The 25,166-nt window shown below is 65.7% G+C and carries 29 protein-coding genes and 2 tRNA genes; 19 read left to right on the top strand and 12 right to left on the bottom strand.

Features of this window, described 5'->3' with window-relative positions; translation table 11 throughout:
• Window positions 1–4: 4 nt before the first annotated feature.
• The 3 genes from L1087_RS05120 to L1087_RS05130 are packed head-to-tail and all read right to left on the bottom strand — an operon-like array spanning window position 5 to window position 2,288.
• Window positions 5–793: a PSP1 domain-containing protein gene (locus L1087_RS05120; protein ID WP_234557936.1), complete on the bottom strand. Its 789-nt coding sequence runs from the start codon at window positions 791–793 to the stop codon at window positions 5–7.
• Entirely contained in the window at window positions 790–1,599 is an 810-nt protein-coding gene (locus L1087_RS05125) for a DNA polymerase III subunit delta' (protein ID WP_135259293.1), read from the bottom strand. The genes L1087_RS05120 and L1087_RS05125 overlap by 4 nt, the downstream gene beginning before the upstream one ends.
• Entirely contained in the window at window positions 1,566–2,288 is a 723-nt protein-coding gene (locus L1087_RS05130; RefSeq protein WP_234557937.1) for a metallophosphoesterase family protein, read from the bottom strand. The genes L1087_RS05125 and L1087_RS05130 overlap by 34 nt, the downstream gene beginning before the upstream one ends.
• 23 nt (window positions 2,289–2,311) lie before the next feature.
• Here L1087_RS05130 and L1087_RS05135 point away from each other — a divergent pair, with 23 nt between their 5' ends.
• Both L1087_RS05135 and L1087_RS05140 read left to right on the top strand, forming a co-directional pair.
• A complete protein-coding gene (locus tag L1087_RS05135) occupies window positions 2,312–2,956 on the top strand; it encodes a hypothetical protein (RefSeq protein ID WP_135259291.1) in 645 nt (214 codons plus the stop codon).
• A gap of 13 nt (window positions 2,957–2,969) precedes the next feature.
• Window positions 2,970–3,170 (top strand): hypothetical protein, encoded by a 201-nt coding sequence (locus L1087_RS05140; RefSeq protein WP_038041103.1) that lies wholly within the window; start codon window positions 2,970–2,972, stop codon window positions 3,168–3,170.
• 144 nt (window positions 3,171–3,314) lie between these two features.
• On the opposite strand, the gene L1087_RS05145 is transcribed toward L1087_RS05140, so the two are convergent.
• Entirely contained in the window at window positions 3,315–3,737 is a 423-nt protein-coding gene (locus L1087_RS05145; protein WP_135259290.1) for a hypothetical protein, read from the bottom strand.
• A 45-nt stretch (window positions 3,738–3,782) separates the two neighbouring features.
• A complete protein-coding gene (locus tag L1087_RS05150; RefSeq protein WP_234557938.1) occupies window positions 3,783–4,742 on the bottom strand; it encodes a tetratricopeptide repeat protein in 960 nt (319 codons plus the stop codon).
• On the opposite strand from L1087_RS05150, the gene L1087_RS05155 reads away from it, so the two are divergent.
• From L1087_RS05155 to L1087_RS05200, 10 genes are all read left to right on the top strand, one after another.
• Window positions 4,708–5,931 (top strand): MFS transporter, encoded by a 1,224-nt coding sequence (locus tag L1087_RS05155; RefSeq protein ID WP_135259288.1) that lies wholly within the window; start codon window positions 4,708–4,710, stop codon window positions 5,929–5,931. The genes L1087_RS05150 and L1087_RS05155 overlap by 35 nt on opposite strands.
• A gap of 167 nt (window positions 5,932–6,098) precedes the next feature.
• On the top strand, window positions 6,099–8,078 hold the full coding sequence (thrS, locus tag L1087_RS05160; protein WP_234557939.1) for a threonine--tRNA ligase: 1,980 nt from the start codon (window positions 6,099–6,101) through the stop codon (window positions 8,076–8,078).
• Window positions 8,078–8,860, top strand: coding sequence for a PaaX family transcriptional regulator C-terminal domain-containing protein (locus L1087_RS05165; protein ID WP_234557940.1), 783 nt, complete (start codon window positions 8,078–8,080; stop codon window positions 8,858–8,860). Before thrS ends, L1087_RS05165 begins: the two co-directional genes overlap by 1 nt.
• 10 nt (window positions 8,861–8,870) lie before the next feature.
• The gene (locus tag L1087_RS05170; RefSeq protein ID WP_234557941.1) at window positions 8,871–10,061 is read left to right on the top strand and encodes an ABC transporter substrate-binding protein; all 1,191 of its coding nucleotides are present in this window, start codon (window positions 8,871–8,873) and stop codon (window positions 10,059–10,061) included.
• Window positions 10,062–10,108: 47 nt separating this feature from the next.
• A complete protein-coding gene (locus tag L1087_RS05175) occupies window positions 10,109–11,326 on the top strand; it encodes an ABC transporter substrate-binding protein (RefSeq protein WP_234557942.1) in 1,218 nt (405 codons plus the stop codon).
• Between the two features lie 134 nt (window positions 11,327–11,460).
• Entirely contained in the window at window positions 11,461–12,228 is a 768-nt protein-coding gene (locus L1087_RS05180) for a sugar phosphate isomerase/epimerase family protein (RefSeq protein ID WP_234557943.1), read from the top strand.
• Between the two features lie 96 nt (window positions 12,229–12,324).
• Window positions 12,325–13,050, top strand: coding sequence for a c-type cytochrome (locus L1087_RS05185; protein ID WP_135259282.1), 726 nt, complete (start codon window positions 12,325–12,327; stop codon window positions 13,048–13,050).
• A 13-nt stretch (window positions 13,051–13,063) separates the two neighbouring features.
• Entirely contained in the window at window positions 13,064–13,546 is a 483-nt protein-coding gene (locus tag L1087_RS05190) for a cytochrome C (protein ID WP_234557944.1), read from the top strand.
• 10 nt (window positions 13,547–13,556) lie between these two features.
• A complete protein-coding gene (locus L1087_RS05195) occupies window positions 13,557–14,186 on the top strand; it encodes a QcrA and Rieske domain-containing protein (RefSeq protein ID WP_135343241.1) in 630 nt (209 codons plus the stop codon).
• A 9-nt stretch (window positions 14,187–14,195) separates the two neighbouring features.
• Window positions 14,196–15,452 carry a cytochrome b gene (locus L1087_RS05200; protein ID WP_234557946.1) on the top strand — a complete coding sequence of 419 codons (1,257 nt, stop codon included), beginning with the start codon at window positions 14,196–14,198 and terminating at the stop codon, window positions 15,450–15,452.
• 85 nt (window positions 15,453–15,537) lie between these two features.
• On the opposite strand, the gene L1087_RS05205 is transcribed toward L1087_RS05200, so the two are convergent.
• Complete coding sequence (locus tag L1087_RS05205; RefSeq protein ID WP_234557947.1) at window positions 15,538–17,157, bottom strand: 30S ribosomal protein S1; 1,620 nt, start codon at window positions 17,155–17,157, stop codon at window positions 15,538–15,540.
• A 198-nt stretch (window positions 17,158–17,355) separates the two neighbouring features.
• On the opposite strand from L1087_RS05205, the gene L1087_RS05210 reads away from it, so the two are divergent.
• Genes L1087_RS05210 through L1087_RS05230 form a run of 5 tightly spaced genes read left to right on the top strand, consistent with a single transcriptional unit; the run spans window position 17,356 to window position 19,919 of the window.
• Complete coding sequence (locus L1087_RS05210; RefSeq protein ID WP_234557948.1) at window positions 17,356–18,471, top strand: M20 family metallopeptidase; 1,116 nt, start codon at window positions 17,356–17,358, stop codon at window positions 18,469–18,471.
• Window positions 18,468–18,944: a YbaK/EbsC family protein gene (locus L1087_RS05215; protein WP_135259276.1), complete on the top strand. Its 477-nt coding sequence runs from the start codon at window positions 18,468–18,470 to the stop codon at window positions 18,942–18,944. The genes L1087_RS05210 and L1087_RS05215 overlap by 4 nt, the downstream gene beginning before the upstream one ends.
• Before the next feature lies 1 nt (window position 18,945).
• On the top strand, window positions 18,946–19,224 hold the full coding sequence (locus L1087_RS05220; protein WP_234557949.1) for a hypothetical protein: 279 nt from the start codon (window positions 18,946–18,948) through the stop codon (window positions 19,222–19,224).
• A 9-nt stretch (window positions 19,225–19,233) separates the two neighbouring features.
• The gene (locus L1087_RS05225; protein ID WP_135259274.1) at window positions 19,234–19,518 is read left to right on the top strand and encodes a hypothetical protein; all 285 of its coding nucleotides are present in this window, start codon (window positions 19,234–19,236) and stop codon (window positions 19,516–19,518) included.
• 2 nt (window positions 19,519–19,520) lie between these two features.
• The gene (locus L1087_RS05230) at window positions 19,521–19,919 is read left to right on the top strand and encodes a hypothetical protein (RefSeq protein WP_135259273.1); all 399 of its coding nucleotides are present in this window, start codon (window positions 19,521–19,523) and stop codon (window positions 19,917–19,919) included.
• 36 nt (window positions 19,920–19,955) lie between these two features.
• Here L1087_RS05230 and L1087_RS05235 read toward each other — a convergent pair whose 3' ends face one another.
• Both L1087_RS05235 and L1087_RS05240 read right to left on the bottom strand, forming a co-directional pair.
• Window positions 19,956–21,311, bottom strand: a complete 1,356-nt coding sequence (locus tag L1087_RS05235) for an alanine/glycine:cation symporter family protein (RefSeq protein WP_038041088.1) — start codon at window positions 21,309–21,311, stop codon at window positions 19,956–19,958.
• Window positions 21,312–21,313: 2 nt separating this feature from the next.
• A complete protein-coding gene (locus tag L1087_RS05240; RefSeq protein ID WP_234557950.1) occupies window positions 21,314–22,117 on the bottom strand; it encodes a DUF4388 domain-containing protein in 804 nt (267 codons plus the stop codon).
• A gap of 55 nt (window positions 22,118–22,172) precedes the next feature.
• Between L1087_RS05240 and L1087_RS05245 the strand changes: the two genes are divergently transcribed.
• Entirely contained in the window at window positions 22,173–22,757 is a 585-nt protein-coding gene (locus L1087_RS05245) for an alpha/beta hydrolase (RefSeq protein ID WP_234557951.1), read from the top strand.
• A 10-nt stretch (window positions 22,758–22,767) separates the two neighbouring features.
• The gene (locus L1087_RS05250; RefSeq protein WP_234557952.1) at window positions 22,768–23,514 is read left to right on the top strand and encodes a ZIP family metal transporter; all 747 of its coding nucleotides are present in this window, start codon (window positions 22,768–22,770) and stop codon (window positions 23,512–23,514) included.
• On the opposite strand, the gene L1087_RS05255 is transcribed toward L1087_RS05250, so the two are convergent.
• The 4 genes from L1087_RS05255 to L1087_RS05270 all read right to left on the bottom strand — a co-directional run bounded on the left by L1087_RS05255 (window position 23,467) and on the right by L1087_RS05270 (window position 25,063).
• Entirely contained in the window at window positions 23,467–24,177 is a 711-nt protein-coding gene (locus tag L1087_RS05255) for a DNA/RNA nuclease SfsA (protein ID WP_234557953.1), read from the bottom strand. The two genes, L1087_RS05250 and L1087_RS05255, sit on opposite strands and share 48 nt — an antisense overlap.
• Window positions 24,178–24,213: 36 nt before the next feature.
• Window positions 24,214–24,306 (bottom strand) — tRNA-Ser (locus tag L1087_RS05260).
• 8 nt (window positions 24,307–24,314) lie between these two features.
• A tRNA-Ser gene (locus tag L1087_RS05265) sits at window positions 24,315–24,405 on the bottom strand.
• Window positions 24,406–24,475: 70 nt separating this feature from the next.
• Complete coding sequence (locus L1087_RS05270) at window positions 24,476–25,063, bottom strand: transposase (protein ID WP_326490702.1); 588 nt, start codon at window positions 25,061–25,063, stop codon at window positions 24,476–24,478.
• Window positions 25,064–25,166 lie beyond the last annotated feature (103 nt).

Genomic DNA, 25,166 nt, shown 5'->3' on the forward strand with positions numbered 1-25,166 from the left:
CCCCTCAGGCCAGATCCTCCTTGGACACCTCCACCGCCTTTCCCTCCTCCAGGAGGAGCTCCACCGTCCCCTTCAAGGGATTCACCTTCTGCACCTTGCCGCAGACCCCCCCCTTGGTGCAGACCCGGGCATTCCTCCGGGGAAGCTCCGCCAAAAGTTCCTGGTACACGGGATGCTCGTAAGCCAGGCAGCAAAGGAGCCGTCCGCAAGGACCCGAGATCTTCTCAGGGTTCAGGGGCAGCTGCTGGTCCCGGGCCAGCTTGATGGAGACCTGGGCGAAGCCCTGGAGCCAGGTGGAGCAGCAGGACTCCATCCCGCAGGCCCCCAGGGTGCCCAGGTAGGCGGCCTCCTCCCGGGGGCCTTCAGCCAAAAACTCCACCCGGGCCCCGAACCGCTCGGAAAGCTCCCGGGTAAAGCGCTTGAGGTTCACCCGCTCCTCCGCGGCGTAGTGCACGGAAAGGTGTCGGCCATCCAGGGTGAAGTCGCACCCCAGGACCTTGGCCCTCACCCCCTCTTCCTGAAGGCGGGCCCGCAGGTAAAAGGCGGCCTCCTCCGCCTTGGCCCGGAGCCTCGAGGCCAGGTCCAGATCCTCCTTGGTGGCCAGGCGCACCACCTCTCCGGCCTCCTTCTCCTTGCGGGGCGGGGTGCGCACCTTGCCCATCTCCAGGCCCCGGCTGGTGCGCACCACCACATACGCCTCCAGGGGTGGGGGATCCCCTTGGAAGCGGAAATAGCGCAGGACGGGGGTGCGGGCTTTGCGCAGATCGGCGTGCAGACGAACGCCCACGGTCATGTTTCCAAGTCTAAGGCCAATCGGGCTAGGACGAGGTCCGGGCTCACATACCGCTCCAGGGCTTCCCGGGCAGCCTCGAGGGCTAGAAGCGCCTGCGGGCGGTGGCGGAAGGCAGCATAAAGCGCGAAAATCCCTTCCTCGTCCGCGAAGAGCTCCTTCAGGAGGGTAAACCGCCGCCAGGAGGAGGCGCCACCCACCTCCCTGGCCTTCTCCATGCGGGCGCGAAAGGCAGTGGGGTCGGCCAGGGCCCTCAGGAGCCGGCCTGGAGCCCCGCCGGCGTAAGCCAGAAGCTCCGGGTCCTGGGTCAAGGAGCGAAGCCGCTCCTCTGGCACCGGGGCAAAGGCCACCTCCAGGGCCCGGCTGGCCAAGGTGGGAAGCAGGGTGGCACGGCTTGGGGCGATGAGGACGATGCGCCCGTAGGAGGGGGGTTCCTCCAGAAGCTTCAAAAGGGCGTTGGCCGCCGCCTCGGTAAGGAGGTGGGCGGCATCCAGGACGGCCACCTTGACCCGCTCCCGGGGGTGGGTGGCGAACCAGTCGAAAAGGGGTTCCACCTCCTCGAGGCGGATCTCCACCCGCCCCTTCAAACCCCGCTCTGGCGGACCTATCTCCAAAAGGTCTGGATGCTCCCCCAAGGCGGGGGGAGGAAACCCCCGGTTCAGTCCCCAGGCATACCAGCGGGCCACCAGGCGCCTCCCCACCCCTTCCGGCCCCGAGAAGAGCAAGGTGGAGGCCCCAAGCCGGGGCAGGAGCTCCAAGACGGCCTCATGGCCGATTATTCCCCAAGGGTCAGGCGGGTGTAGAGCCATGGGGGAAACCCCTCCTCCGCCAGGCGCTGGGCCACTTGGTCCAGGTTGTACCCCACCCGGAAAAAGGTGATCCCGTCCCCCTCCCACAGGGCAAAGGCCGCCCCCGGCACGTGGTCGCGGGGCTGGCCCACCGAACCCGGGTTGACCAAGGCCCGCACCGTGGGGGGAAGGATCAGCTCACCCCCTTCGGCCAGGCGCTGGTAGCGCACCCAGGGGCGGGGTCCGGAAAGCTCCAGAAAGGCCCCGGCCAGATGGGTGTGCCCGTGGAAGGTGAGGCGGTGGTCCGTACAGGCGAAGGCCTGGCGGGCCAGCTCCAACCCATCCAGGTACTCCAGGGGATCGCAGGGGCTGCCGTGGACCAGAAGCGCCCCCTCCACCTCCTTTTGCCAAGGCCAGGAGGCAAGGAAGTCCAGGTGCCTGGGGGAAAGCCTCGCCCGTTGCCAGGCCAGGATCTCCAGGACCACCCCCTCCTTGGGCAACCGGTCCAGGGCCAGAAGCCAGGCATCGTGGTTGCCCAAGACGCACTGGGCCCCCACCTCCATAAGCCAGTCCAGTACCCGGTCCCCATCCGGATAGTAGCCCACCGCATCCCCCAGGAAGAGCACCCCATCAAAAGAAGGGGCCGCCTCGAGGACCGCCTGCAAGGCGGGCCAGTTTCCGTGGATGTCGGAGAGGACCAGGTAGCGCACGGGGTTTAGGATACCATGAGAACATGGCTTCCTCTTTGCTGGAACAGCTTTCCGCAGACCTCGAGGTCCTTTCGGAACACCTTCGGGCAGGGCTGGACGAGTTCGGCACCCTGTACTGTTACCTGGAGGGGGGACGGGGAGGAAGGACCTACCTCCTCCATGCCCCTTACCAGGAGGCCTTGCCTGTGCTCCAGGCCCTAAATGGCCTTTCTTTTCGGGGGCGTATCCTCCTGGCCCTGGACCCCTCCCCCCTCTCCCCCACCCTGGAAGGCCTTCCCCTTTCTGGCCCCACCCGGGCACCCCTGGCCCACCTTCTGGAAAAAACCCGCCCCGACCGCCTCCTCTTGGCCTTTCCCGGGGAGGGCCTGGGCCAGGGCTTCCCGGGGGGCAAGGAAACCGCCGGCAAATCCGACGGGGCGGCCCCCGGATGGCAACCCCTCGAGGCGGAAGGGGAACCCCTGACGCTCCACGTGGAAGCCCCCACCGGCCTTGTCTACCGCGAGGTGCGGGCCTACGGCCCCTGGGAAAGCCCTCCCCTCAACCTGGACCTACCCATAAGCCCTGGGCCCTATTGGGGAAGCGTGGGCTTGGCCTTGGGGATTCCCACCTACGGGGTGGGTTTGGTAAACTTACGGGCAAGCCTGGAGGCGCTTTTCAGCCTCTGGTAACGGGAGGGAGAATATGGTGTACATTGCGCTGTTTGCCTTGGGAGCGGCCCTGGTTACCCTGCTCTTCTACCTGATCCTGAACCCCCGCGTGCTCACCACCGAGGGGGAAACCTTTGACCTGCGCTTCATCCTCTTCATGCTGATGCTCATCGTCCTGGCCGCCAGCACCGTGGCCCTGATGCTAACCCTAGGCAAGATGCACCATCTGCTGTAAACCCCTGCCCGAGCCCAGATTTTCGGAAAAACCTGCGGTGCCAAAGGCCCGGACCCCCCTCAGGGGCCCCGGTTCAAGTACCCCATGGCGGCTTGCGCCGCCACGGGAACCCAGACCAAGCCCGTAACCCCTAGGCGCCTTTCCTTAGGTCCTGGGGGCGTTTTGTCCCCTTTCCTGGGAAACCTGCCTTAGGTAGGCGAGGTCCTTTTCCAGCACCTGGCGGGTGGCCTCGAGGACCGGGGTGAACTCGGGGGGGAACTCCTGGACCAGGTGGCCCATGCACACCAGAAGCCCTTCCACCATGGCCTTCTCCTGCTCCCGCCGGCGCTTTCCCCCCCTCAGGGCGCTATAGGCCAGGTGCTCCAGCCGCCGCACCACGCACACCCTGGGCTCCCCCCCCACCCCGGCGCACGGCAGACCGGATGCCCCCTTGCAAGCCGCATAGGCCTTGGGGTAAAGGGGAGCCAGCTCCGGATGCCCCAAAAGAGCCGGCCCCAAGGGCCCCGCATGGGCCGCAGCCAGGCGGAGGTAGGCGGCGTGGCGGGCACGGCGAATCTCCACCTCCATGGTTCCATCTTAGACAAGGGCCCTCGGGACAAATGCCCCCAAGGACTAAGGGAGCCGGAAAGGGCTCCTCAGCCCGGCCAAGGCGATGGCCCTGGCCTCCTCCGGGGCCCAGGAAAGGGCCAGAACCCCCCGGTAGGCCCTCAGGGCCCGTTCCCTTTCCCCTGCCAGGTCCAGAAGCTGGCCAAAGCGGGCCAGCACGTACCCTGGCAGGTAACCGGGGTGCTGGAAGTCCATGCGGAACACCTCCTCCATAAGGCTTAAGGCCTCCTGCCACTCCCCGGCCGCCAGGTAGATCTGGGCCGCCAGGTACAGGGCTTCGGGATCCCCTATCTGGAAGAGCCCCTCCAAGAGCCCCGTCCAGTCGTCTTCCTCCCTAAGCTGCCAGGCCCGGTCCAAAAGGGCCCTCTGACGTTCCTTCTCCGTGGGCTCATGGGCCTTGGGCAAGGCCTCGGGAAAGCTCTTGGCCAGAAGGAGATAGTCCAGAAGCTCCGCCACCACCACCCCTTCCCGGCCCCTCAAGGCCTCCGCCACCCTTTCCATGCGGCGGGCCCGGAATCCCGTGGCCGGACCCTCCCCAAAGGCCTGGGCGTACCCCTCGTAGATCTGGCCCAGATGGTCCAGGAAGGCCTGCGAGCCCAAGACCTCCGGGGTAAGGGGGGTCTTGAGCAGCTGCAAAAGCTCCCGGTCAAAGGCGTGCATCCGCTCCAGGTGGGGTTTCCCCAGGGGGTGCTGGGCCAGGGCCTGACGGAAGGCCTCGGCCTCCTCCCTTAGATGGGCCTCCTCGTCCAGGGCCACCACGGGAATGCCCTTGGCCTCCGCCCAGGGAAGCAGGTGAAAGAGAAGGGGATCCTCCTCCCGCCAAAGCCCTTCCCGCAGGCTTTCCCCCGAGTGGGAGGCCAGGTAGAGGACGGGGGCACCGGCCTTTTCCAAAAGGGCCAGCACCGTGGCGGCGTTGTAGCGTGGATGCAGGATGTGGAAGGGCCCAAGGGAAGGAAGAAGCAGCATCCTCACCATCTTAGACCTCCGGGACCGCAATTACCGCCTGGCGGTGCTCAACGGCTGGCTGGTGTGGCTGGGGGATACCTTCTTGAACCCCAACATCGTCCTCACCAGCTTCGCCGCCAAGCTGGGGGCCCCTGGGGCCCTGATCGGCCTCCTCCCCGCCTTGCTGCAGGCCGGGGGCATGGTCCCCCAGGCCTTCCTAGCCCCCCACGTGGCCCGCTTTCCCCGCAAGATCGTGCTCTACCGGAAGGTGGCGGCCCTAAGGCTTTCCGGGGTGATCCTCATGGCCTTGGCCACCTTCTTCCTGGGTCCTTGGCCCCACCTCCTCCTTGCGGGCTTCCTCGCGGGCCTTCTCCTAAATGCCCTCTTCACCGGAGTTTCCAGCCTCCCCTTCTGGGAGGTGGTGGCCAAGACCACGCCCCCGGCAAGGCGCGCCGCCCTTTTCTCCGCCCGCAACCTCGTGGGGGGGCTCTTGGCCTTTCTGGGGGGGTTCGGGGTCCGGGAGATCCTCGCCCTTCCCCTCCCCTTCCCCCTCCCCTACGCCCTCCTCTTCACCCTGGGAGCCTTGGCCTTCGGCACGGGCTGGTACCTTTTCGGCCTCACCCAGGAACCTGAGGAACCCCCCCGGGAGGAGCGCCTGGACCTCCGCCTGCCTCTAAGGAATGCGGGTTTTCGCCGCTACCTGCGGGTGCGGGTGCTTTTGGGCCTGGCGGGGATGGCCGAGCCCTTCTACGCGGTCTATGCGGTGCGCACCCTAGGGCAAGGGCAGGAACTTGGCCTTTACCTCTCCCTTTACGCCCTTTCCTTCACCCTTTCCAACCTGCTCTGGGCCAGGCTAGCGGAGCGGGGCTCCAAGACAGTGCTTCAAGCTGGGGCTTTTCTGGCCCTCCTCGCCCCCCTTTTGGCCCTCCTCCTGCCCCGGCACCTCTTCGGTTTGGTCTTCCTCCTCCAGGGGGCCTACCTGGCCGCCTTGGGGCTTTCCACCACCACCTATCTCCTGAACCTGGCCCCACCCGAGGAGCGTAGCGCCTTCATTGGCCTGGCCAACACCGTGGCCGGGGCCTTCGCCTTCGCCACCGTCCTGGGAGGATGGGTGGCCGACAGCCTGGGGTTTTCTGGCCTCTTCCTCCTGGCAGCTTCTTTCTACGCCTGGGCCTTCTACGCCGGGAGAAAACTCCCCCACGAGGGGTAAAGAGAGGAAAGGCCTCATGGGCCAAAGGCTTCTTTCATCCATTAGCTCCACGTCCTTGCTCATGCGGGTTCGGTTCCCGCACCTTGCGCAAACCCTGGTTTTGCCCCAAGTCCTCGGCTTGGCTGAATCCATCCCCGCCAGCCACGGGGCTGTGTATAGTAGGGTTCATGGTGGTCTACCTGCCGGATGGGAAGGCCCTCGAGGTCCCCGAGGGCGCCACCGCTTGGGACGTGGCCCGGGCCATAGGCCCAGGGTTGGCCAAGGCGGCCGTGGGGGCCTTGGTGAACGGGGAGGTCTACGACCTGCTAAAGCCCCTCCCGCCCGGGGCCCAGGTCCGGATCCTCACGGAAAAGGACCCCGAGTACCAGCTCCTTTTCCGCCACACCCTGGCCCACGTGCTGGCCCAGGCGGTGAAGGAGTTCTTCGCCGAAAAGGGTTACGACCCGGAAAGCGTGCGGCTTGGGGTGGGGCCGGTGATCGAAAAGGGCTTCTACTACGACATCGACGCCCCCGAGCCCATCTCCGACGAAGACCTCCCCGCCATAGAGGAAAAGATGCGGGCCATCATCGCCAAAGACCTTCCCATGCGCCGCTTTGTGCTTCCCAGAGAGGTGGCCCTTTCCCGCTATCAGGGCAAGGACCCCTACAAAACCGAGCTCATCCTGGACCTTCCCGAGGGCGAGGAGATCAGCTTTTACCAGCAAGGGGACGAGGCCTACGGCTTCACCGATCTCTGCCGCGGGCCTCATGTGCCCTCCACGGGCCGCATTCCCCCCCACTTCAAGCTCACCCACGTGGCCGGGGCCTACTGGCGGGGGGACGAGAGAAGGCCCATGCTCCAGCGGGTCTACGGGGTGGCCTTCCGCACCGCCGAGGAGCTAAAGGAATACCTTTGGCAGCTGGAGGAGGCCAAAAGGCGGGACCACCGCCGCCTGGGGCGGGAGCTGGAGCTTTTCCTGATAGACCCCATGGTGGGCAAGGGCCTGGTGCTTTGGCTTCCCAAGGGGAACGTGATCCGCGAGGAGCTCATGGCCTTCATGCGGGAGGAGCAGATCCGGCGGGGCTACCAGCTGGTCACCACCCCCCATATCGGGAGCCTCGAGCTTTACCGCACCAGCGGCCACTACCCCTACTATGCGGAAAGCCAGTTCCCTCCCATCAGCTTCAAGGAAAGGGGCGAGGAGGAGGAGTACCTCTTAAAGCCCATGAACTGTCCCCACCACATCCGCATCTACGCCTTTAAGAAGCGCTCCTACCGCGAGCTTCCCCTGAGGATCGCCGAATTCGGCACCGTCTACCGCTACGAGAAGGCGGGGGAGCTTCTGGGCCTCACCCGGGTGCGGGGCTTCACCCAGGACGACGCCCACCTCTTCTGCACCCCGGAGCAAGTGAAGGCGGAGTTCTTGGGGGTCCTGGACCTGGTGCTGAAGGTCTTCGCCACCTTGGGCCTCAAGGACTTCCGCGCCCGCATCGGCACCCGGGACCCCAAAAGCGACAAGTACGTGGGGGATGAAGCCAAGTGGACCTTGGCGGAAAGGCAGATTGAGGAGGCGGCCCTGGAAGCTGGCCTCCACTACACGGTGGAGGAAGGGGATGCCGCCTTTTATGGCCCCAAGCTGGACTTCGTGGTGAAGGACGCTCTGGGAAGGGAGTGGCAGCTTGGCACCATCCAGGTGGACTACAACCTCCCCGAGCGCTTCGGCCTCACCTATGTGGGGCCGGACGGCCAGGAGCACCGCCCGGTCATGATCCACCGCGCCCCCTTTGGCTCCTTGGAGCGCTTCATCGGCATCCTCATCGAGCACTTCGCCGGAAACTTTCCCCTCTGGCTCGCCCCGGTGCAGATGGTGGTGGTGCCGGTTTCGGAAAAACAGGAGGACTACGCCAAGGAGGTGGTCTTTAGGCTCAAGGAAGCGGGCCTCAGGGCCGAGGCCGACCTCCGCCCCGAGCGCATGCAGGCCCGTATCCGCGACGCTGAGCTGCAGAAAGTGCCCTATGTCCTGGTGGTGGGGGACAGGGAAAAGGCCGAGGGCACGGTTAGCGTCCGCAGGCGGCTGAAGGGGAACCTGGGAAGCATGCCCCTGGCCACCTTCCTGGAGGCCGCCTTTAAGGAATACAAGGAACGCCTTTTGGAGCCAGCCTTCTGATGCGGGCCAGGTCCACCATCTTCACCCTCTTTGTGGAATACATCTACCCGGAACGGCGCGCTCGGGTGCGGGACCTCATCACCATGATGGAGGTCTTGGGCTTCTCCGAGGGAGCGGTGAGGGCGGCCCTTTCCCGGAGCGCCAAAAGGGGCTGGGTGGTGCCAGAGCGGCGGGGGCGCATGGCCTACTACGCCCTTTCCGACCGGGTCTACTGGCAGGTGCGCCAGGTTCGGCGGCGCCTCTATGAGGCCAGGACCTCCTGGGACGGGCGTTTCCTCCTGGTCCTGCCGGAAGGCCCCAGGGAACGGGGGGAAAGGGAACGCTTCCGGCGGGAGATGGCCCTTTTGGGCTACGGTAGCCTGCAAAGCGGGGTCTACTTGGGGGCGGGGGTGGACCTCGAGGCCACCCAGGAGCTCCTCGCCTTCTACGGGCTTTCCGCCACCCTCTTCCGGGCGGAGCACCTCGGGCCGAAGGAGGAAGTGCTCCGCCCCTTTTCCCTTAAGGAGGCCTCGACCCATTACCAAACCCTCTTCTCCAGCGTGCCCCCGGTGCTCGAGGACCCCCTTCTGGCCTTCCGGACCCTGACCCGCCTGGTGCACGAGATGCGCAAGCTCCTTTTCCTGGACCCCCTTCTGCCCCCCGAGCTCCTTCCCCCAGGCTTCCCAGGCCCCTTCGCCCGGGAGCGCTTCCTCGCCCTTCGGGAAACCCTTTACCGGCAGGCCGAACCCTTCCTTAAAAAGCTCTCCCTCCCCCTCTCAGCCCTCTCACCCCAGACGGGATAACCTTTAGGGGATGAGGCGGTTTCTATCCCTTCCCCTAGTCCTGGCCACCCTGGCCCAAGCCCAGGTGGTCATCCCCTTCTGGCACACGGCGGGCCCCCCAGGGAATACCGTCCTGGAGGAGGCTATAAAAAGCTTCAACGAGTCCCAGCGCACCTACCGGATTGAGGCCCGCTACGTGGGGGACTACCGGGAGGCAGGGGTAAAGCTCCTGGCCGCCTTGCGCTCGGGAGGGGCCCCGGTCCTTTTCCACGGGGAGCTTTCCTTCCTCCCCCGCCTGGCCCAGGAAGGGGTGGCCTTGGCCCTGAACCCCTACCTCCAGAACCTGCCCAGGGACCTCTATCCGGAAATGATGCGAACCGCCCAGGTCCGGGGGCAGACCTATGGCCTTCCCCTTGGGCTTTCTGTACCCGTCCTTTACTACAACAAGGATGCCTTCCGCGCCCGGGGCCTTAAGCCCCCCAGGACCTGGGCCGAGGTGGAGGAGGCTGCCAGCAGGCTCACCAGCCGCACCAGCAAGGGGCTTGTCATCTCCACGGACATCTGGAGCTTCAACGCCCTGGTGATGAGCCTCGGGGGGAGCCTGGTCAGGAATGGTCTTCCCGCCTTCACCTCTAAGGAGGCGGTGGAAGCCTTGGAGATGCTGTACCGCATGGTGCAGAAAGGACACGCCCAGGCCAGGAACCTGGCCGAGGCCCAGTTTGCCGTGGCCGATTTTCTGCGCACCAAGGCCTTTATGGGCATCGGCCCCACCACCGCCCTCCCCGTGGTCCTCGCCCAGACCTCCTTGCCCTTCCAGGTGGGCATGGCCCCCCTGCCCCGGCGGGAAGGGGGTTGGGTGCCCCTTTCCGGGGCGGCCCTGGCGGTGCTCAAGGGGGCAAGCCCGGAGCAGGCCCGGGGGGCCGTGGCCTTCTGGCTCCACTTCCTGGAGCCCAAGCGCCAGGCGGAGTGGGTGCGGACTACCTGGTACTTGCCCCTCCGGAGGGAGGTGGAGCGGGAGCTTGGGGACTTCCTGAAAGACCCCGAAAGGCAGGCGGTCTTCGCCCAGGCGGAGGTGGGGCGCCCCTGGAGCCAGGACCCGGAGCTGGTGGTCTGGTACAGCTTCCTGGAGGAAGCCCTGGAACGAAGCCTGAAGCAGGGGGTGAAGCCCCAGGTGGCCCTCGAGGAGGCCCAGAGGAAGGCCATGGGGGTGGAGAGGCGCTAAAGAAGCCCTGACCTGGGCTTGACTTTTTGGATGGTAAAATCCACCCCATGAAACAGCCGTTAGCTTTGGCCCTCGGGTTTCTTCTCCTTCCCCTAGCTTTGGCCCAGGCCGGCACCCGCACGGAGGTTTCCTTCTGGCACTCCATGGATGGCCCCGCGGGGAGGCTTCTTTCCACCTTCGCCCAGGAGTTCAACGCCCGCCAGGGGCTCTACCGGGTGGTACCCCAGTATGCAGGAAACTACCGGGATGCCGAAACCAAGCTGGTGGCCTCCTTACGCACGGGAAGCCAGCCCGTGCTTTTCCAGGCGGAGATCAGCTTTTTCCCCCGGCTGGTGGGGGAGGGCCGGGCCCTGGCCCTGGATGGTTATCTGAACCTGGAGCACGCCTTCCTGGAGGATCTCTTTGAACCCGCCTGGAACTACGGGGTCATGGAGGGGAAACGTTACGGCCTTCCCCTAAACACCTCCACCCCGGTTCTCTTCTACAACCTAGACGTCTTCCGGGCCAAGGGGCTTAAGGCCCCGAGGAACTGGCAGGAGTTTGAGGAGGTGGCCAGGGCCCTCACCTCCCGCCAGGCCAAGGGCTTCATCTTCGTCACCGACCCCCAGGCCTGGCTCTTTGAGGCCATGGTGACCAGCCGAGGGGGTAACCTGGTGAAGGATGGCAAGCCCAACTTCGCCTCCAAGGAGGCCCTCGAGGCCCTGGAAATGCTCTGGCGCCTGAACCGGGCCGGGGCCCTCTCCGCAAGGAGCATGGCCGAGTCCACCTTCGCCCAGCTGGACTTCGTGCGCACCAAGGGGATGATGGTCATGGCCTCCATCGCCAACTGGCCCGCTGCGGAAAACTTCTCCTTCGCCTTCACCCTAGGGGTGGCCCCGGTGCCCCGGGAACCCGGGGGCAAGGTGCCCATGGGTGGAGCCCAGCTGGTGGTTCTGAAGGGGGCCTCCGAGGCCCAAGTGCGGGGGGCTTTGGAGTTCTGGAAGTACCTGATGGAGCCTCCGAACGTGGCCCGCTGGGTGCAGGCCAGCTACTACGTGCCCGTGCGCAAATCGGCCATCCCCCTCTTGGAGGGGTTCTACCGGGAAAACCCCTTCCGCAAGGTAGCCTTTGAGCAGATCGCCTACGCCCAGGAGCGCCCCCGCCATCCCCAGTTCTCCGCCTGGGCCGCTCTCCTGGCAGAGGCCCTGGAAAAAACCCTAAAGGGTGGGGTTCCTCCCCAGAAGGCCTTGGAGGAGGCCCAGCGGAAGGCGGAGGCCATCCGGTAATACCACCCCACCCTGGCTCTGCCAGGGTGGGGGTCCCGACAAGCCCCCTCTCTAAGCCACGTTTGGGAGTACCTAAGGGGTACAATATGGCGAGAAGGGGTTAATTCCTCCATAAAGACCCTAAAATGGCAGGGATGCGCCTAGGTTTCAGTCCCTTCAATGCGGAGATGGGCTATGAGGAAGCCTTCCGCTTAGCGGCGGAACTGGGGCTGGACCTCGAGGTTCCCTACGACCTGCACGAGGTCCTACCCCTTCCCGACGCCAAGACCTTGCGGGCCACGGGGGAAGCCTTGGGGGTGGGGTTCACCCTGCACCTTCCCTTCGTGGAAATGAACCCAGCCAGCCTCATCCCCAGCGTCCGCGCCCTGGCCGAGGAACGCCTCAAGCGGGCCCTGGAGTTTGGCGAGGCCCTGGGGGCCAAGGTGGGCGTGCTCCACACCGGCCAGGTACCCGTGCGCCACCCCATGGCCTTAAGCCTGGCCTGGGAGGCCTTGGAAAAGACCCTCTCCGCCCTCCTTCCCCTTCCCTTCCCCGTGGCTTTGGAAAACTTGGCCCTTTCCGAGGAGGACCTCCTCCGGGGCCCGGAGGAGCTAAAGGCCCTCCTGGACCGCTTCCCCCATTACGGCTTCTGCCTGGATGTGGGCCACGCCCTGGTGGAGCTGGGTCCCCTAGGTCCATCCCTCTACTGGGAGGCCCTGGGAGACCGGCTCATCCACCTGCACCTCCACGACAACCACGCCCGCAGGGATGACCATCTGCCCGTGGGCACGGGAGCCGTGCCCTGGGAAAGGCTAGCCCCCCGGCTGAAGGGCTTCCTGGCCACCGCGGCCCTCGAGGTGGGTGGGAACATCCAAGGAGTACGCCAGAGCTTTTCCCGCCTGCAGACCCTCCTTGCCTCCTGAGCCTCTCCTTCCATAAGCGGGGACATCTGTCCTTGCCAGGGTACGCTTATAGTAGTGGGGTGGGGGTTTGTACCCCCCTTCACAAAGGGAGGCAGAATGGTCGTAGACCGGATTGAGGTGTACCTGGACGGGGCCAGCGAGCCCCTGGCGGTTCTGAAGGAACCCCCATACCGGCTAAACCTGGACACCCGAAAGATCCCCGACGGGGAGCATGTCTTGCGGGTGGTAACCCACTTCCGCGGCGGAGGTGAGGAGATACGAGAAATCCCCTTCACCGTTAACAACTACCCCGACGTGATGGTCCTGGGCTTGGATGAGGGGGGAGAGGTGGCGGGAACCCTCGAGCTCCGCCTGGCCGTGGGGGAACCCGAGCTCCCCGTGGAGCCGGTGCGCTTCAACCCCATCTGGTACGTGGTGGCTTCGGTGATCGTGCTGGGTAGCATCTGGGCCTACTTCGCCTTGAGCCCGGCCACCGAGAGGATCGTGGCCGAAGTAGCCCCCCCTGCCCAGGGAACCCAGACCCACGGCGGTCAGGCTGCCCCTGCGGGTAACTTGGACCAGGCCCTCATGGAAAAGGGCAAGTCCATCTACGAGGCCAACTGCGCCGCCTGCCACGGGGCGAACGGCCAGGGCATACCCCCGGCCTTCCCCGCCCTGGCGGGCAACGCCAACCTGAAAGACGCCCAGATGATCCTGAACGTGGTCAAAAACGGGCGCGGCGCTATGCCTGCGGTGGGCGCCGCCTTCTCGGACGAGGACCTGAAGGCCGTGGCCACCTACATCCGCAACAGCTTCGGCAACAGCTTCGGCCCGGTGGAATAAGGAGGGCTAAGGTATGTACCGCAATGACCCCATCGTACCCACCTTCGCCCTCATCCTGGCCGCAGGCCTCTTCTACATGGCCTACATGGATGGGCTCCACATCGCTCGCCTTTTGGGCCACACGCCCGAGGAGCTCTCCGTGGGCCAGATCGGCCTGATGGCCTTCGGCGCCGTCTTCCTTCTCTACGGCCTCATCGGCCTGGTGTCCTACTGGCTGGAGGGAGTAGAGCTACGCCCCGGCCGCCATTTCCCCACCCCCTCCACCGCTCCTGTGGCGGTAGGGGTGATCCTGGTCCTCCTCCTCACCGCCCTCTCCGGGTTCTTCGTGCGCCTTATCGTTTACTCCGCCCAGACCGGCCACAACCCCACCTGGCTCCAAGGCGCAGTCTTCGGGGCTATCAGCCTTGTGGTGGCAGCCCTTCTCGGCATTTACAAAAAGTTCTTCGGCCGCGATGAAACCGTCACCGAGGAGGAGAAGAGCCACTTCCCCTGGTAAGAGGTGAAGCATGGACGAACGCGAGCTTCGCTTACGCACCTCCCGCAGGCGGCTCTTCTTAAAGACCGCCATCGGCACCGGTATCGGCCTCTCCCTGGTGTCCGCTTTCTACGTGGGCGCCAGCCTACGTCCCAAAGCTGAGGTCACACCGGAGAAAGAGCCCTTAAAGCCCGGGGACATCCTGGTCTACGCCCAAGGCGGGGGGGAGCCCAAGCCCATACGTCCAGAGGAGCTCAAGCCCGGGGACCCCTTCCTTCTGGCCTACCCCATGGACCCCAAGAGCAAGGTGGTGAAAAGCGGGGAGGCCAAGAACACCGTCTTGGTGGTGCGCTATAGGCCCGAAGATCTTGCCCCAGAGGTGGCCCAGCACGGAGTGGAAGGCATCGTGGCCTTCTCGGCCGTCTGTACCCACCTGGGCTGTATCATCAGCCAGTGGGTGGCGGACAAGAAAGCGGGCCTTTGCCCCTGCCACGGGGGCACTTTTGACTTCGCCCAAGGGGCCAAGATCATCTCCGGCCCCCCGCCCAGGCCCGTGCCCCAGCTTCCCCTCAAAGTGGAAGGCGGCCTCCTGGTGGCCGCAGGGGAGTTCTTGGGCGAGGTGGGGGTGAAGGCGGAAGCGGCTTTCTGCCGTCACGTCTAGGAGGGAAGCATGTACAAGTGGTTGGATGAACGCCTAGACCTCTCTGGCCTTTACCAGAAGGTCCTGCGCAAGGCCTTCCCGGTACACCACTCCTTCTTTCTAGGAGAGATCACCCTCTTTGCCTTCATCGTTCTGGTACTTACCGGCATCTTCCTTACCTTGAACTTTGAGCCCTCCATCCGCGAGGTGAAGCTCCCCGACGGCCGTACCGTGCCCGCAGCCTACGCCAGCGTCCTTTACATCGACAGCCTCCCCTTCGGGGCGGTGATCCGGAGCCTCCACCACTGGTCGGCCCACGTGATGATCGCCGCCGCCTTCCTGCACATGCTCCGCATTCTCCTCTCAGGAGCCTACAAGAAACCCCGGGAACTCAACTACCTGGTGGGCCTGGCCCTTTTGGGCCTGGCGGTGGTCACCGCCTTCACCGGCTACGCCCTGCCCTACGACAACTATGCGGTGACCGCCACCCGCATCGGCTACGGCATCGCCGCCTCCATCCCCTGGGTGGGCGGGGCCATAGCAGAGGTGATGTTTGGGGGAGAGTTCCCGGGCTCGACCAAGTCCATCCCCCGGCTCTTCAGCCTGCACGTCCTCTGGCTGCCCCTCCTCCTCATGGCCCTCATCGGAGCCCACTTGGCCATCATGATGAAGCAGAAGCACACCCAGCCCCGCTACGCGGAGCGGGTGGCCCCGGGCAAGATCCTGGGCGTGCCCATGTACCCCCAGCAGCTGGTGATGATGGGCATTCTCTTCGCCCTGTACGTGGGCATCATGACCCTGATCGCCGGGGCTTTCCTGGCCCACCCCATCGAGGCCTTTGGGCCGCCCACCCCCAACACCCCAGCGGTCAAGCCCGATTGGTACTTCCTCTGGATCTACGGCATTCTCCAACTCATTCCCTCCACCTGGGAGTTCCACCTATTCGGAGCCACCATCGGGCCGGAGTTCATCGGGGGGGTGGTGATTCCGGGGATCCTGGGCCTGGTGGGCCTCCTCCTGCCCTTCCTGGACACCCGCAAGGACAAGATGCGCTACATGGAGCTTCCCTCGGAGCATCCCGGGCGCACCAGCGCCATCCTGGCCCTCCTGGTCTTCTTCCTCATGGCCACCCTAGCGGGGTACAAGATCGACTTCCAGCAGCAGGGCTCCATCCTGGGGAACAACGCCGTGCTCTGGACCCTGGTCCTGGGAGGCCCCCTGCTTACCTACCTGGTTTCCTACACCTTGCTGCGCATCTTCTACGGTAGGGAAAAGGCTCTCCAGTAAAGCCCCCGGGCCCCCAGGCCCACACCTGGAGGGCAGAAACAAAGGGGCCCCACCATTAGGTGGGGCCCCCAAGCCTTTTTGGGGCTTAGGAGGACTTCTCCTCCTCGAGGCCCAGGCTGGCCAGGAGGTCGCCGTAGAGGTCGCCCAACTTCACGCTGGCGCTGGCCATGGGGATGGCGGAGGCATCGTAGAGGTTGTACTCGGCCACCGCCCCGTACTCGTACTCCCGGCGCTCCTCCCGGCGGGGTCCGGGCTTCCTCTTGCCCCGGGCCTCCTTGCCCTTGGCCCGGCGGGGCCGCTCCTCCTCGGCCTTGGGGGGCGGAGGGGGAAGGAGGCGCTTGCGGGAGAGGGAGATCCTTTGCTCCACGGGGTCGATGTTGAGGACCACCACCTCCATCTCCTCCCCCTTCTTGAAGAGGGCGGCGGGGTTCTCCACCCGCTGGTGGTCCAGCTCGGAGACGTGGACCAGGCCTTCCATGCCCGGCTCCAGCTCCACGAAGACCCCGAAGTCGGTGATCCCGGTGATCCTGCCCTTCACCACGGTACCTGGGGGATACTTCTCGGTGAGGAGCTGCCAGGGGTCGGGCTGGGTCTGCTTGAGGCCCAAGGAGAGGCGGCGCTCTGCGGGGTCCAGCCTGAGGACCACGGCCTCCACCTCATCCCCCTCCTTCACCACCTCGGAGGGGTGCTTGGGCCGCTTGGTCCAGGAGAGCTCGGAGATGTGGATAAGGCCCTCGAGGCCAGGCTCCACCTCCACGAAGGCCCCGAACTGGGTCAGGCCCACCACCTTGCCCCGGACCCGGCTTCCCACCGGGTACTTCTCAGCCACAGTGGTCCAGGGATCGGGGATCAAGGCCTTGATGGACAGGTTCACCCGCTCCCTAGAGGGGTCCACGGAAACCACCTGGGCCCGCACCTTCTGCCCCTTGTGAATGACCTCCTTGGGGTGGTTAAACCGCCCCCAGGTGATCTCGGAACGGTGCACCAGGCCGTCCACCGGGCCCAGGTTCACGAAGGCCCCGAAGTCGGTGACGTCCACCACCGTGCCCTCCACCACCTGTCCGGGCTGCAGGCTTTGGAAAAAGGCCTCCTTGACCCGCTTCTGTTCCTCTTCCAAAACCACCCGACGGGAGAGGAGAACCCGCCCCTTCTTACGGTTAAACTCGATGATCTTCGCCAGGATCTGCTGGCCCACGTAGGCATCCAGGTTGGGAACGCGCTTGAGGTCCAGCTGTGAAGCGGGGATGAAGGCGGACACACCATCCAGGTCGGCAATCACGCCTCCCTTGACCTTCTCCTTGACGGTGACGGTCACCGGCTCGCCCTTCTCATAAAGCTCCCGGATGCGGTCCCAGTGCTCCGTGGCCTCCACCCGCTTGCGGGAAAGAAAGACCTGGCCCGTTTCGGGGTCCACCTTGATCACCTGGACCCGCACCAGATCCCCGGGCTTCAAAAGGGCCTTTAGCTCCTCCTCGGGAAGGGGCTTCTCCGTTAGCTCGTTAAAGGGGATGATGCCTTCCGTCTTCGCGCCGATATCAACCGCCACACCCTCTGAGCCCACCAGAACCACCTTGCCCGTCAGGAACTGGCCTGGGCGCACACGCTTTTCCAAGCGGGCCTCGGTTTCCTGAAGGGCCTCCTCCATGCTGAAGGTCTGTCCTGGGGTCAAGTTGGCTTCGCTGACCTGGGTCGCCTTTTCTTCCATGCCGCCTCTTTCCTCCTTACACGCCTTCCAAGGAAGGCGGGCGCATTTTGCGCACGTCCACACGAAAAGGAGGGGGAGAAGCCTCACTCCCCGCTTCCGTGTGAACCGGCCCCGAAGGGCATACCCTTCCTTTATACCACGGGGAGGCCCCCTTGCCAAGAGGCACCAGGCCCCTTGGGCTTAGGCCATAATGAGCCCATGGAAACCCTAGCCTGGATGCAGGCGAAGCTTCCTGAGTTTTTAAAGGACCTCGAGGCCTTCGTGCGCCGGGAATCCCCCTCCAAGCACCTAAAGGGCCTTCAGGAGGCGGCGGCCTTTTTGGAGGAAGCCTTCGGGCCCCTTCAAGGGCGGCTTTCCCGCAAGGACACTCCCTTGGGCCCCATCCTTCTCCTGAAGCGGGAAGGGGAGGGAGCCCCGGTCCTGGTGCTTTGCCACTACGACACCGTCCACCCCCAGGGAAGCTTCTCCGAACCCTTCCGCCTGGAAAGGGACCGGGCGGTGGGGCCTGGGGTCTACGACATGAAAGGGGGCATCGTGGCCTTGCTCTATGCCCTTCGCCATGCGGAGGCCACGGGAAGGAAGCTTCCCCCTTTGGAAATCCTCTTCACCCCCGACGAGGAAATCGGCTCCCAAGAAAGCCGGCCCCTTATCGAGGCCGCCGCCAAGAAGGCCCGGGCGGTGTTGGTCCTCGAGCCCCCCACCGCCGAGGGGGACCTGAAGGTGGCCCGCAAGGGGGTAGGGCTTTACCGGCTGAAGGCCATGGGCAAGGCTGCCCACCAAGGGGTGGAGCCGGAAAGGGGAGTGAACGCCATCCTGGAACTCGCCCACCAGATCCTGAGGGTCGCGGCCCTCGAGGACCGGGAAAAGGGCACCACCCTGGGCCCCAACGTGGTGGCGGGGGGCACGGTGAGCAACGTGGTGGCGGAGGAGGCCTGGGTGGAAATCGACCTCCGGGCTTGGACCCTGGAGGAGGTGAAGCGGGTGGAGGAGGGCCTCAAAAGCCTCACCCCCATCCTCCCCGGGGCCCGGCTGGAGCTTTCCGGAGGCCTGAACCGCCCCCCCATGGAACCCACGGCGGAAAGCCTGGCCCTCTTTGAAAAGGCCCGGTCCATCGGGGAGGCCTTGGGCCTCTCCTTGCGCCCGGGGCGGGTGGGCGGGGGGTCGGACGGCAACTTCACCGCTGCCTTGGGGGTGTCCACCCTGGACGGCCTGGGGCTTTACGGGGGGGACGCCCACCAGCGCACGGAGTACGTGGTGGTTTCGGAGATCCCCCGCCGCGCGGCCCTCTTGGCCGAGCTCCTCTACGCCCTATGAGCCTCTCCCCTTCCGCGGCCAAGGTGCAGAAGGTGCTGGAAGCGCGGGGCTTTGGGCACCTTAAGGTAGAGGAGCTTCCCACCTCCACCCGCACTGCCCAGGAGGCGGCTAAGGCCGTGGGAGCCGAGGTGGGGCAGATCGTGAAGAGCCTGGTCTTCGTGGGGGAAAGGGGGGCTTACCTCTTCCTGGTGAGCGGGAAGAACCGCCTGGACCTGAGGAAGGCCCAAGCCCTGGTGGGTGAACCCCTGCGCCAGGCCACCCCGGAGGAGGTGCGGGCCCTGACCGGCTACGCCATCGGCGGGGTGCCCCCTGTGGGGCACGATACCCCGCTTCCCGCCTTTTTGGACCAGGACCTTCTGGTCTACCCTCGAGTCTGGGCCGCAGGGGGTACTCCTAAGGCCCTCTTCTCCCTGACCCCAGAGGAGCTTCTGGCCCTCACAAGGGCCCAGGTGGCAGATCTAAGGGAGGTTTAGGGTGTGGCCCTTCCGCAAAGACCCCCATGTGAAGCCCGAAGGGCCTTTGGCCTTCCGGGTGCGGGTGCGCACGAAAAGCGGCGAGGTGGTGGAGCTAAGGCTCTCCAAGAGCATGGAAATCAGCCCGGTGGAAGGAGGCTATTACGTGCGCAAGGAAATCGTGGCCCCCAAGAGCCTAGATCGGGCGGTCCTGGAGATCTGGTTTGACACTCGTTATCGCCCTCTGCGCAAAAGTATTGAGGGAGGAGAGCTTATACCTATCCGGGAATGGAACGGCTAGAATAAGGCCATGGAAAAAGTCCTGCTCCTCCTGGGCCTTCTGCTCATGGGATACAACGTCTTCTACGGCTTGCGGCTCAAGCGGGCCATCCCCGGCGGGGTCATGGGGGAAAGAAGCGGGCAGATGCTTGGGCTCATCGTCTTCTTCGCCCTTGCCTACCTGGTGGTCCTGATCCTCACCTGGAGCGAGCCCAGCAGCCTTCTCCTCTTCCTCCTCTCCCTTATCCTCCTCTTGGGGGCGGTCTTCGTCTACATGGTCCTGCGCCTGGTGGACGCCATCGTGGCTGCCCTGTAGCCATGGTCTTCCGCCGCAACCCCAACCCTCCCGAGGCCGGCTGGAAGCCCTCCCCCGAGGAGTGGCGGGTCTACACCCTCTGCGACGGGCGGCGCACCGAGGAAGAGGTGGCCCGGGAAAGCGGCCTAGGGGAGGAAGCCTACCTGGTCCTGGCCACCCTCCTCAAGCGGGGCCTCATCCTGCCGGTGGAAGGGCCTAAGGAGCTCTGCCGTAAGCTCACCGATCTCCTGAAGCAACGTTTGGGCCCCAAGGCGGAGCCCTTCGTGCGACGCCTGGAGGGGTGCGAAAGCCGGGAGAGCCTCGAGGAGGAAGCCCTGAGGGTGGCCCTCAAGGTGAAGCTCACCTTGGACCGCAAGGCCGGGGAAGAGCTGGAAAAAACCATACGGGAGCTCTTCCGCTGAAGGCCCCACTGGGCGCCCAGGGGCAGGCCCTTGGGCTCAGCGGGGCGGTATCCAGGGCTCCCCTCGGAAGAAGCCGTAGACCAGCCGGGCCACCACCGGCCCCAGGAGGACCAGGCCCAGGAGGTTGGGGATGGCCATGAGGCCGTTTAGGGTGTCGGAGATGGCCAAGAAGGCCTCGAGGCCCCCCAAAGGCCCCACCAGGGCCAAGACGGCAAAGGTGAGGCGGTAGGGCCAGCGGATCCCCTCCCCAAAGAGGAAGGCCGCGGCCTCCTCCCCATAAAAGCCCCAGGAAACCATGGTCCCCAGGGCGAAGACCGCCACGGTAAGGGCCAGGACCAGCCCGCCCAAGGGGTGGGCCTGGAAGAGGGCCTGCGCAGCCTCGGCCGCGCTCCCCCCCTGCCGCCAAAGCCCCGAGGCGATGAAGGTGAGGGCGGTGAGGCTCGTGACCAGAAAGCTCACGAACATCTCTGTAACGCCCCAGAAGCCCTGGCGCACGGGGTGGTCCACCTGGGCCTGGGCGTGGGCGATGGGAGCCGAACCCAAGCCCGCCTCGTTGGCGAAGATGCCCCGGCCGAGCCCGGCGTTGATGGCGGCGAAGAGGCTAAAGCCCGCCGCCCCGCCCAAGGCCGCCTCGGGGCTAAAGGCCGCCTGGAAGACCAAGGCTAAGGCCTCGGGGATCTTCCCCCCGTAGCGCACCAGCAGGGGAACCACCGCCACCAGGAAGAGGAGGAGCTTCAGGGGCACCACCACCTGGGCGAAGCGGGCCACCCGCACGATGCCCCCGCCCAGCACCACCCCCACCAGGAGGGCCAGGAAAAGGCCCACCAGGGCCGGGGGGGCTCCCAAGGGCGCCAAGGCCCCACCCACCGCCCCGGCCTGGGAGAGATTGCCGATGCCGAAGGCGGCCACGGCCGCGAAGAAGGCGAAGAAGTAGGCCAGAAAACGAAGCCTGGGGAGACCTCGGTAGAGGTAGTACATGGGCCCGCCGGAAACCGAGCCGTCGGCAAAACGGCGGCGGAAGTGCACCGCCAAGGTGGCCTCGGCGAACTTGGTGCCGGTGCCGAAGAAGTAGCCGAGCCACATCCAGAAGACCGCCCCTGGGCCCCCCACCAGCACCGCCGCCAGCATGCCCAGGAGGTGACCGGTGCCCACGGTGGCGGAGAGGGCCACCATGGTGGCCTGGAAGGGAGTGATCTGCCCGCCGAAGCCAAAGGCCCGCTCGCGGATGGCCCCCAGGGTTTCGCTGAAGGAAACCCGCATCATCCGCAAGGGGGCGCTGAACCAGCGGATCTGGAAAATCACCAGATAGGCCCCCACCAGGAGGAAGACCAGCTTCATGGGAAAGCCGTATACGACCCGGTTGAGATATTCGTTTAAGGCTAGGATATCCATGGCTATACCTCCGGCACCACCTCCACCCTATCCCCCCGCCTGAGGCGGAGACGCCTGAGATCCTCCTCCAAAAGCCCAAGCCGCCCCGGGATGTTGGGCCGGGGGCGCACTTCCATCACCACCCCATGGGGCTTCAGGCGCAGCCGGAAGCCGTGGCGGATGGCCCGAGCCCACTCCGCGTAAAGGGCCTCGTCCACGTAGGCCACCCCGGAGCCCGGCCCGTAGATGGGGAGGACCAGGAGGGAAACGGGCGGCACCTCCACCAAGGGCACGGCCTCGAGGGCGCCCATTTGCAAAAGGGTGTGCAGGATCCGCGCCAGGCGCAAGACCCCGGGGGCCAGAAGCACCTCGGCGATGCGCTTCCCCTCCACCTGGGCCAGCACCCGGAGGGCCTCCGGGTCAAGCTCCACCTCCTTCCCCCCGGTAGGCAAACGCAGCACATAACCCCAGTCCGAAGGCAGGGAAAGGGCCTGCCACACGGCCTGAGCCTCCGCCAGGCGGGCGGGTACGGCAAGCCCCCCCAGCAGGGTCGTGTGCGGGGGGAGGACCTCGGCCTCAAAGGCGAAGGGGGCCCGCTTGAGCCCCGCCAGGAGGTCCAAAGCCTCCTCCCCTTCCAAGGAGCGCTCCCCCGACTGCACCCGGGCGTGGACCACCTGGCCGCCCCGCAGGTAAACCTCCCCTTCCAGGTGGGGGGAACGGATGCGGAGCCGCCCGGTGCGGCCAGCCCCCATGAGGGCGCCCACCAAGGCCGGGAAAGGGAACTCCGCAAGGTTGCCCTCAAGGTGTCCCGACGGCTGCCCCAGCATTCCCCCCCGTTTTACCACGCCGCCTTCCAAGCGTCCAGGCAGGGTATTCTTAGGCATGAACCTGCTTCTCCTGCACGGCTTCACCTCCCATCCCCTCCTCGCCCTGGGCCCCCTGCCCGAGGTGCTGAGGATGGTTGCATTTGGGGTGATCCAGCCCGCCCTCCCTGGGCACGGCACCCACCCGGAAGACCTCCCCAAGGTGCGCTGGCAGGACTGGCTGAAAGCGGCCCAGGACGCCTACCAAAAGCTCCCCGAACCCAAAGGGGTGGTAGGGCTTTCCATGGGCGCCCTCCTGGCCCTCTTGCGGCGCACCCCAGAGGTTCTTCCCCGCGTGCAGGCCCCTGCCTTGGTGGTGGAGGCGGGGCGGGACCGGGTGGTGGCCCCTGCCGGGGTCCGGGGCTATTTCGCCATCCTAAGTACCCCGTCGTGGCTTGCGCCACGACGGGGGCCCCAAAAAAGCCATGAGCGCACCACCTTGGCTTTGGCCGATGGGGCAACCTTTGCGTACAGACGCTTAGGAAGCCCCCGCAAGGAGTACCTGGTCTTCCCGAAGAGCGGCCACAACCTCCTCCTGGACCGGGAACAGGTAGCCCAGGCGGCACGGGACCAGCTTCTTGCTAATAGTAATCACTTGCAATAGAATGGAAGCCATGGACGGGTTTCCCCTTACCCCTTGGACCGTCTTCCTCTACGCCCTCTTCACCGCCGTCGCCACCGGGTTTGGCGCTCTGCCCTTCCTTTTTACCCGCAACATCGTGGCCCGCCACCTGGGCCTCGCCAACGCCGCGGCCGCTGGCCTGATGCTCTCGGCCAGCTTCGGCCTCATCTACGAGGGCGTCAACTACAGCCTGGCCCGCACCCTCCTGGGCGTGGTCCTGGGACTCTTCTTCATCCAGCTCTCCCACCGCTTCCTCCATGGACGGGAAGTAAGCTTCGGGAGCCTGAACGGCCTGGATGCCCGCAAGGCCCTCATGATGGTGGGGATCATGACCCTCCACTCCTTCGCCGAGGGCGTGGGGGTAGGGGTGGCCTTCGGGGGCGGGGAGGCCTTAGGGGTCTTCATCACCCTGGCCATCGCCGTGCACAACATCCCCGAGGGCCTGGCCATCAGCCTGGTCCTGATCCCCCGCGGGGTGAGCGTCCTAGGGGCCGCCCTTTGGAGCGTCTTCTCCAGCCTGCCCCAGCCCCTTATGGCCGTGCCCGCCTTTTTGTTCGTGGAAGCCTTCAAGCCCGCCCTGCCCGTGGGGCTGGGCTTCGCCGCCGGGGCCATGATCTGGATGGCGGTAGCGGAGATCCTCTCCGAGGCCTTCAAGGAGGCCAGGGCCGAGTGGGTGGCCACGGTCCTCACCCTATCCGTGGCCCTGATGGTGGCCTTCCAGATCCTCCTGGGCGGGTAGCCAGACCCAGGGGAGCTCCCCTTCCAGGTGGAGGGCCTCGAGGGCCGGCCGCACCCGGTAGGCCAGGAGCCTAACCCCCGCGGCCTCTGCCTCCTTCGCTGCCCGGAGGAGGGCGCGGTCTTCCGGGTCCAGGGCGAAGGCCTGGGCCAGGGGGTGCTGGACGAACCAGACCGCATAGGCGAGCCCCCCTCCCCGGGCGAAGCCCGCCAGAAGCCGAAGGTGCCGGGCCCCTCGAGGGGTAGGGGCATCGGGGAAAAGGGCCAGGCCTCCCTCCACCCGGTTGCAGTTCTTGGCTTCCAAAAGGGCTTCCCTTCCCCCAATCCGGGCGGAGAAGTCCAGCCTCTCCCCTTCCAGGCGCACCTCTTTCCGCAAATCCTCGAGGGGGCCGAAAACCCCTTCCCTCAAAAGCAACTCCAAGAGACGGTTGGCCAAGGAGGCATCCACCCCCACCAGCACGCCCCGGCTCTCCAAAAGAAGAAGCCGCCCCACCGTCTTGGGGGTGGCCCTGGGATGGTAAAAGCAAGGGATCCCGGGAAGGAGAAGCTCCCCCATCCGCCCGGAGTTGGGGAGGTGCAAAGGCCCCACGTCCGCCTCCACCAGGAAGCGGTTTTTCCTCTTCAGGAAACGGCAGGGTTTGAGGGGAGGCAAGGGCAAGGCCAGCATGACCAAAACTTTAGCCCGGTCTTAGACCGGGCTCTTTGGCGGAGAGGGCGGGATTCGAACCCGCGGTACCGGTTATCCCGGTACAACACCTTAGCAGGGTGCCGCCTTCGACCACTCGGCCACCTCTCCAAGCCTTTTGGCGGAGGGTGAGGGATTCGAACCCCCGGTGGGCCCTAGGCCCACAGCGGTTTTCAAGACCGCCGCCTTCAACCGCTCGGCCAACCCTCCAAGGTATGGCCGCAAGGTTTACTATGCGCCAAGCGCCTCCGCTTGTCAATCAGGATGGTCTCACAGGACTTTACCCATAACTTCCCCCTCTCTCCGCCTCCAGGAACTCTTGGGTAGCCAGGTGGTTGAGCAACCGCACCAGCCCCCTCAGGAGCAGGTAGGGACCATCCCGCTCACTGGCCAGACCCAGCTTGCCCCCAAGCCGCAAAAGAAGTTCCCTGAAAGGCCCCCCCACCCGCTCCACCTCCCACACCCACACCGCCAACCCCAGCAAAATCGCCACCACCTTCCGAATCCGCAACAGCCCCCGCACCTGGAAGCTCTCAAGCCCCAAGCCCGCCTTCAGAAACCGGAAGAACCCCTCCACCTCCCACCGCTTCCGGTACACCTCCACCACCCGCAGGGCATCCTCCCGCCCCCGCACCGGTAGGCTGGTCAACAGCCACCACTCCCCCCTCCGCCCCAAGGCCGGCACCCGGCAGACCACCAGGCCCAGCCTCCGCCCCTCCACCTCCACCTCCCTCCAGCCCAGCCTCACGTCAACCCTCCGGTACCTGGTGCCGGAGCTTCCCCGGGTAGAGGGCTTTAAGCCGTTGCCCAAGCGGTGGGTGGCGGGGTGGACGTTTGCCTGGTTGGGGAGGAACCGGAGGTTGAGCAAGGATTACGAGCAGCATCCTTCCGTCAGTGAGGCGTGGTTGTACTTGGGCATGCTACGCTTGCTGGTGAAGCGGCTGGCGAGGGCCGCGTAAGGTGAGGTGGGG

The sequence above is a fragment of the Thermus tengchongensis genome (genome assembly GCF_021462405.1).
GTDB classification, from domain to species: domain Bacteria; phylum Deinococcota; class Deinococci; order Deinococcales; family Thermaceae; genus Thermus; species Thermus tengchongensis.

Coding starts and splice junctions, on each gene's coding strand:
- L1087_RS05235 (WP_038041088.1), bottom strand. CDS start 21,311: ATGGATATCCTAGCCTTAAACGAATATCTCAACCGGGTCGTATACGGC.
- L1087_RS05210 (WP_234557948.1), top strand. CDS start 17,356: ATGGAAACCCTAGCCTGGATGCAGGCGAAGCTTCCTGAGTTTTTAAAG.
- L1087_RS05200 (WP_234557946.1), top strand. CDS start 14,196: ATGTACAAGTGGTTGGATGAACGCCTAGACCTCTCTGGCCTTTACCAG.
- L1087_RS05125 (WP_135259293.1), bottom strand. CDS start 1,599: ATGGCTCTACACCCGCCTGACCCTTGGGGAATAATCGGCCATGAGGCC.
- L1087_RS05180 (WP_234557943.1), top strand. CDS start 11,461: ATGCGCCTAGGTTTCAGTCCCTTCAATGCGGAGATGGGCTATGAGGAA.
- L1087_RS05150 (WP_234557938.1), bottom strand. CDS start 4,742: ATGCTGCTTCTTCCTTCCCTTGGGCCCTTCCACATCCTGCATCCACGC.
- L1087_RS05175 (WP_234557942.1), top strand. CDS start 10,109: ATGAAACAGCCGTTAGCTTTGGCCCTCGGGTTTCTTCTCCTTCCCCTA.
- L1087_RS05135 (WP_135259291.1), top strand. CDS start 2,312: ATGGCTTCCTCTTTGCTGGAACAGCTTTCCGCAGACCTCGAGGTCCTT.
- L1087_RS05215 (WP_135259276.1), top strand. CDS start 18,468: ATGAGCCTCTCCCCTTCCGCGGCCAAGGTGCAGAAGGTGCTGGAAGCG.
- L1087_RS05205 (WP_234557947.1), bottom strand. CDS start 17,157: ATGGAAGAAAAGGCGACCCAGGTCAGCGAAGCCAACTTGACCCCAGGA.
- L1087_RS05250 (WP_234557952.1), top strand. CDS start 22,768: ATGGACGGGTTTCCCCTTACCCCTTGGACCGTCTTCCTCTACGCCCTC.
- L1087_RS05195 (WP_135343241.1), top strand. CDS start 13,557: ATGGACGAACGCGAGCTTCGCTTACGCACCTCCCGCAGGCGGCTCTTC.
- L1087_RS05120 (WP_234557936.1), bottom strand. CDS start 793: ATGACCGTGGGCGTTCGTCTGCACGCCGATCTGCGCAAAGCCCGCACC.
- L1087_RS05170 (WP_234557941.1), top strand. CDS start 8,871: ATGAGGCGGTTTCTATCCCTTCCCCTAGTCCTGGCCACCCTGGCCCAA.
- L1087_RS05155 (WP_135259288.1), top strand. CDS start 4,708: ATGTGGAAGGGCCCAAGGGAAGGAAGAAGCAGCATCCTCACCATCTTA.
- L1087_RS05185 (WP_135259282.1), top strand. CDS start 12,325: ATGGTCGTAGACCGGATTGAGGTGTACCTGGACGGGGCCAGCGAGCCC.
- L1087_RS05225 (WP_135259274.1), top strand. CDS start 19,234: ATGGAAAAAGTCCTGCTCCTCCTGGGCCTTCTGCTCATGGGATACAAC.
- L1087_RS05145 (WP_135259290.1), bottom strand. CDS start 3,737: ATGGAGGTGGAGATTCGCCGTGCCCGCCACGCCGCCTACCTCCGCCTG.
- L1087_RS05255 (WP_234557953.1), bottom strand. CDS start 24,177: ATGCTGGCCTTGCCCTTGCCTCCCCTCAAACCCTGCCGTTTCCTGAAG.
- L1087_RS05165 (WP_234557940.1), top strand. CDS start 8,078: ATGCGGGCCAGGTCCACCATCTTCACCCTCTTTGTGGAATACATCTAC.
- L1087_RS05140 (WP_038041103.1), top strand. CDS start 2,970: ATGGTGTACATTGCGCTGTTTGCCTTGGGAGCGGCCCTGGTTACCCTG.
- thrS (WP_234557939.1), top strand. CDS start 6,099: ATGGTGGTCTACCTGCCGGATGGGAAGGCCCTCGAGGTCCCCGAGGGC.
- L1087_RS05240 (WP_234557950.1), bottom strand. CDS start 22,117: ATGCTGGGGCAGCCGTCGGGACACCTTGAGGGCAACCTTGCGGAGTTC.
- L1087_RS05230 (WP_135259273.1), top strand. CDS start 19,521: ATGGTCTTCCGCCGCAACCCCAACCCTCCCGAGGCCGGCTGGAAGCCC.
- L1087_RS05190 (WP_234557944.1), top strand. CDS start 13,064: ATGTACCGCAATGACCCCATCGTACCCACCTTCGCCCTCATCCTGGCC.
- L1087_RS05245 (WP_234557951.1), top strand. CDS start 22,173: ATGAACCTGCTTCTCCTGCACGGCTTCACCTCCCATCCCCTCCTCGCC.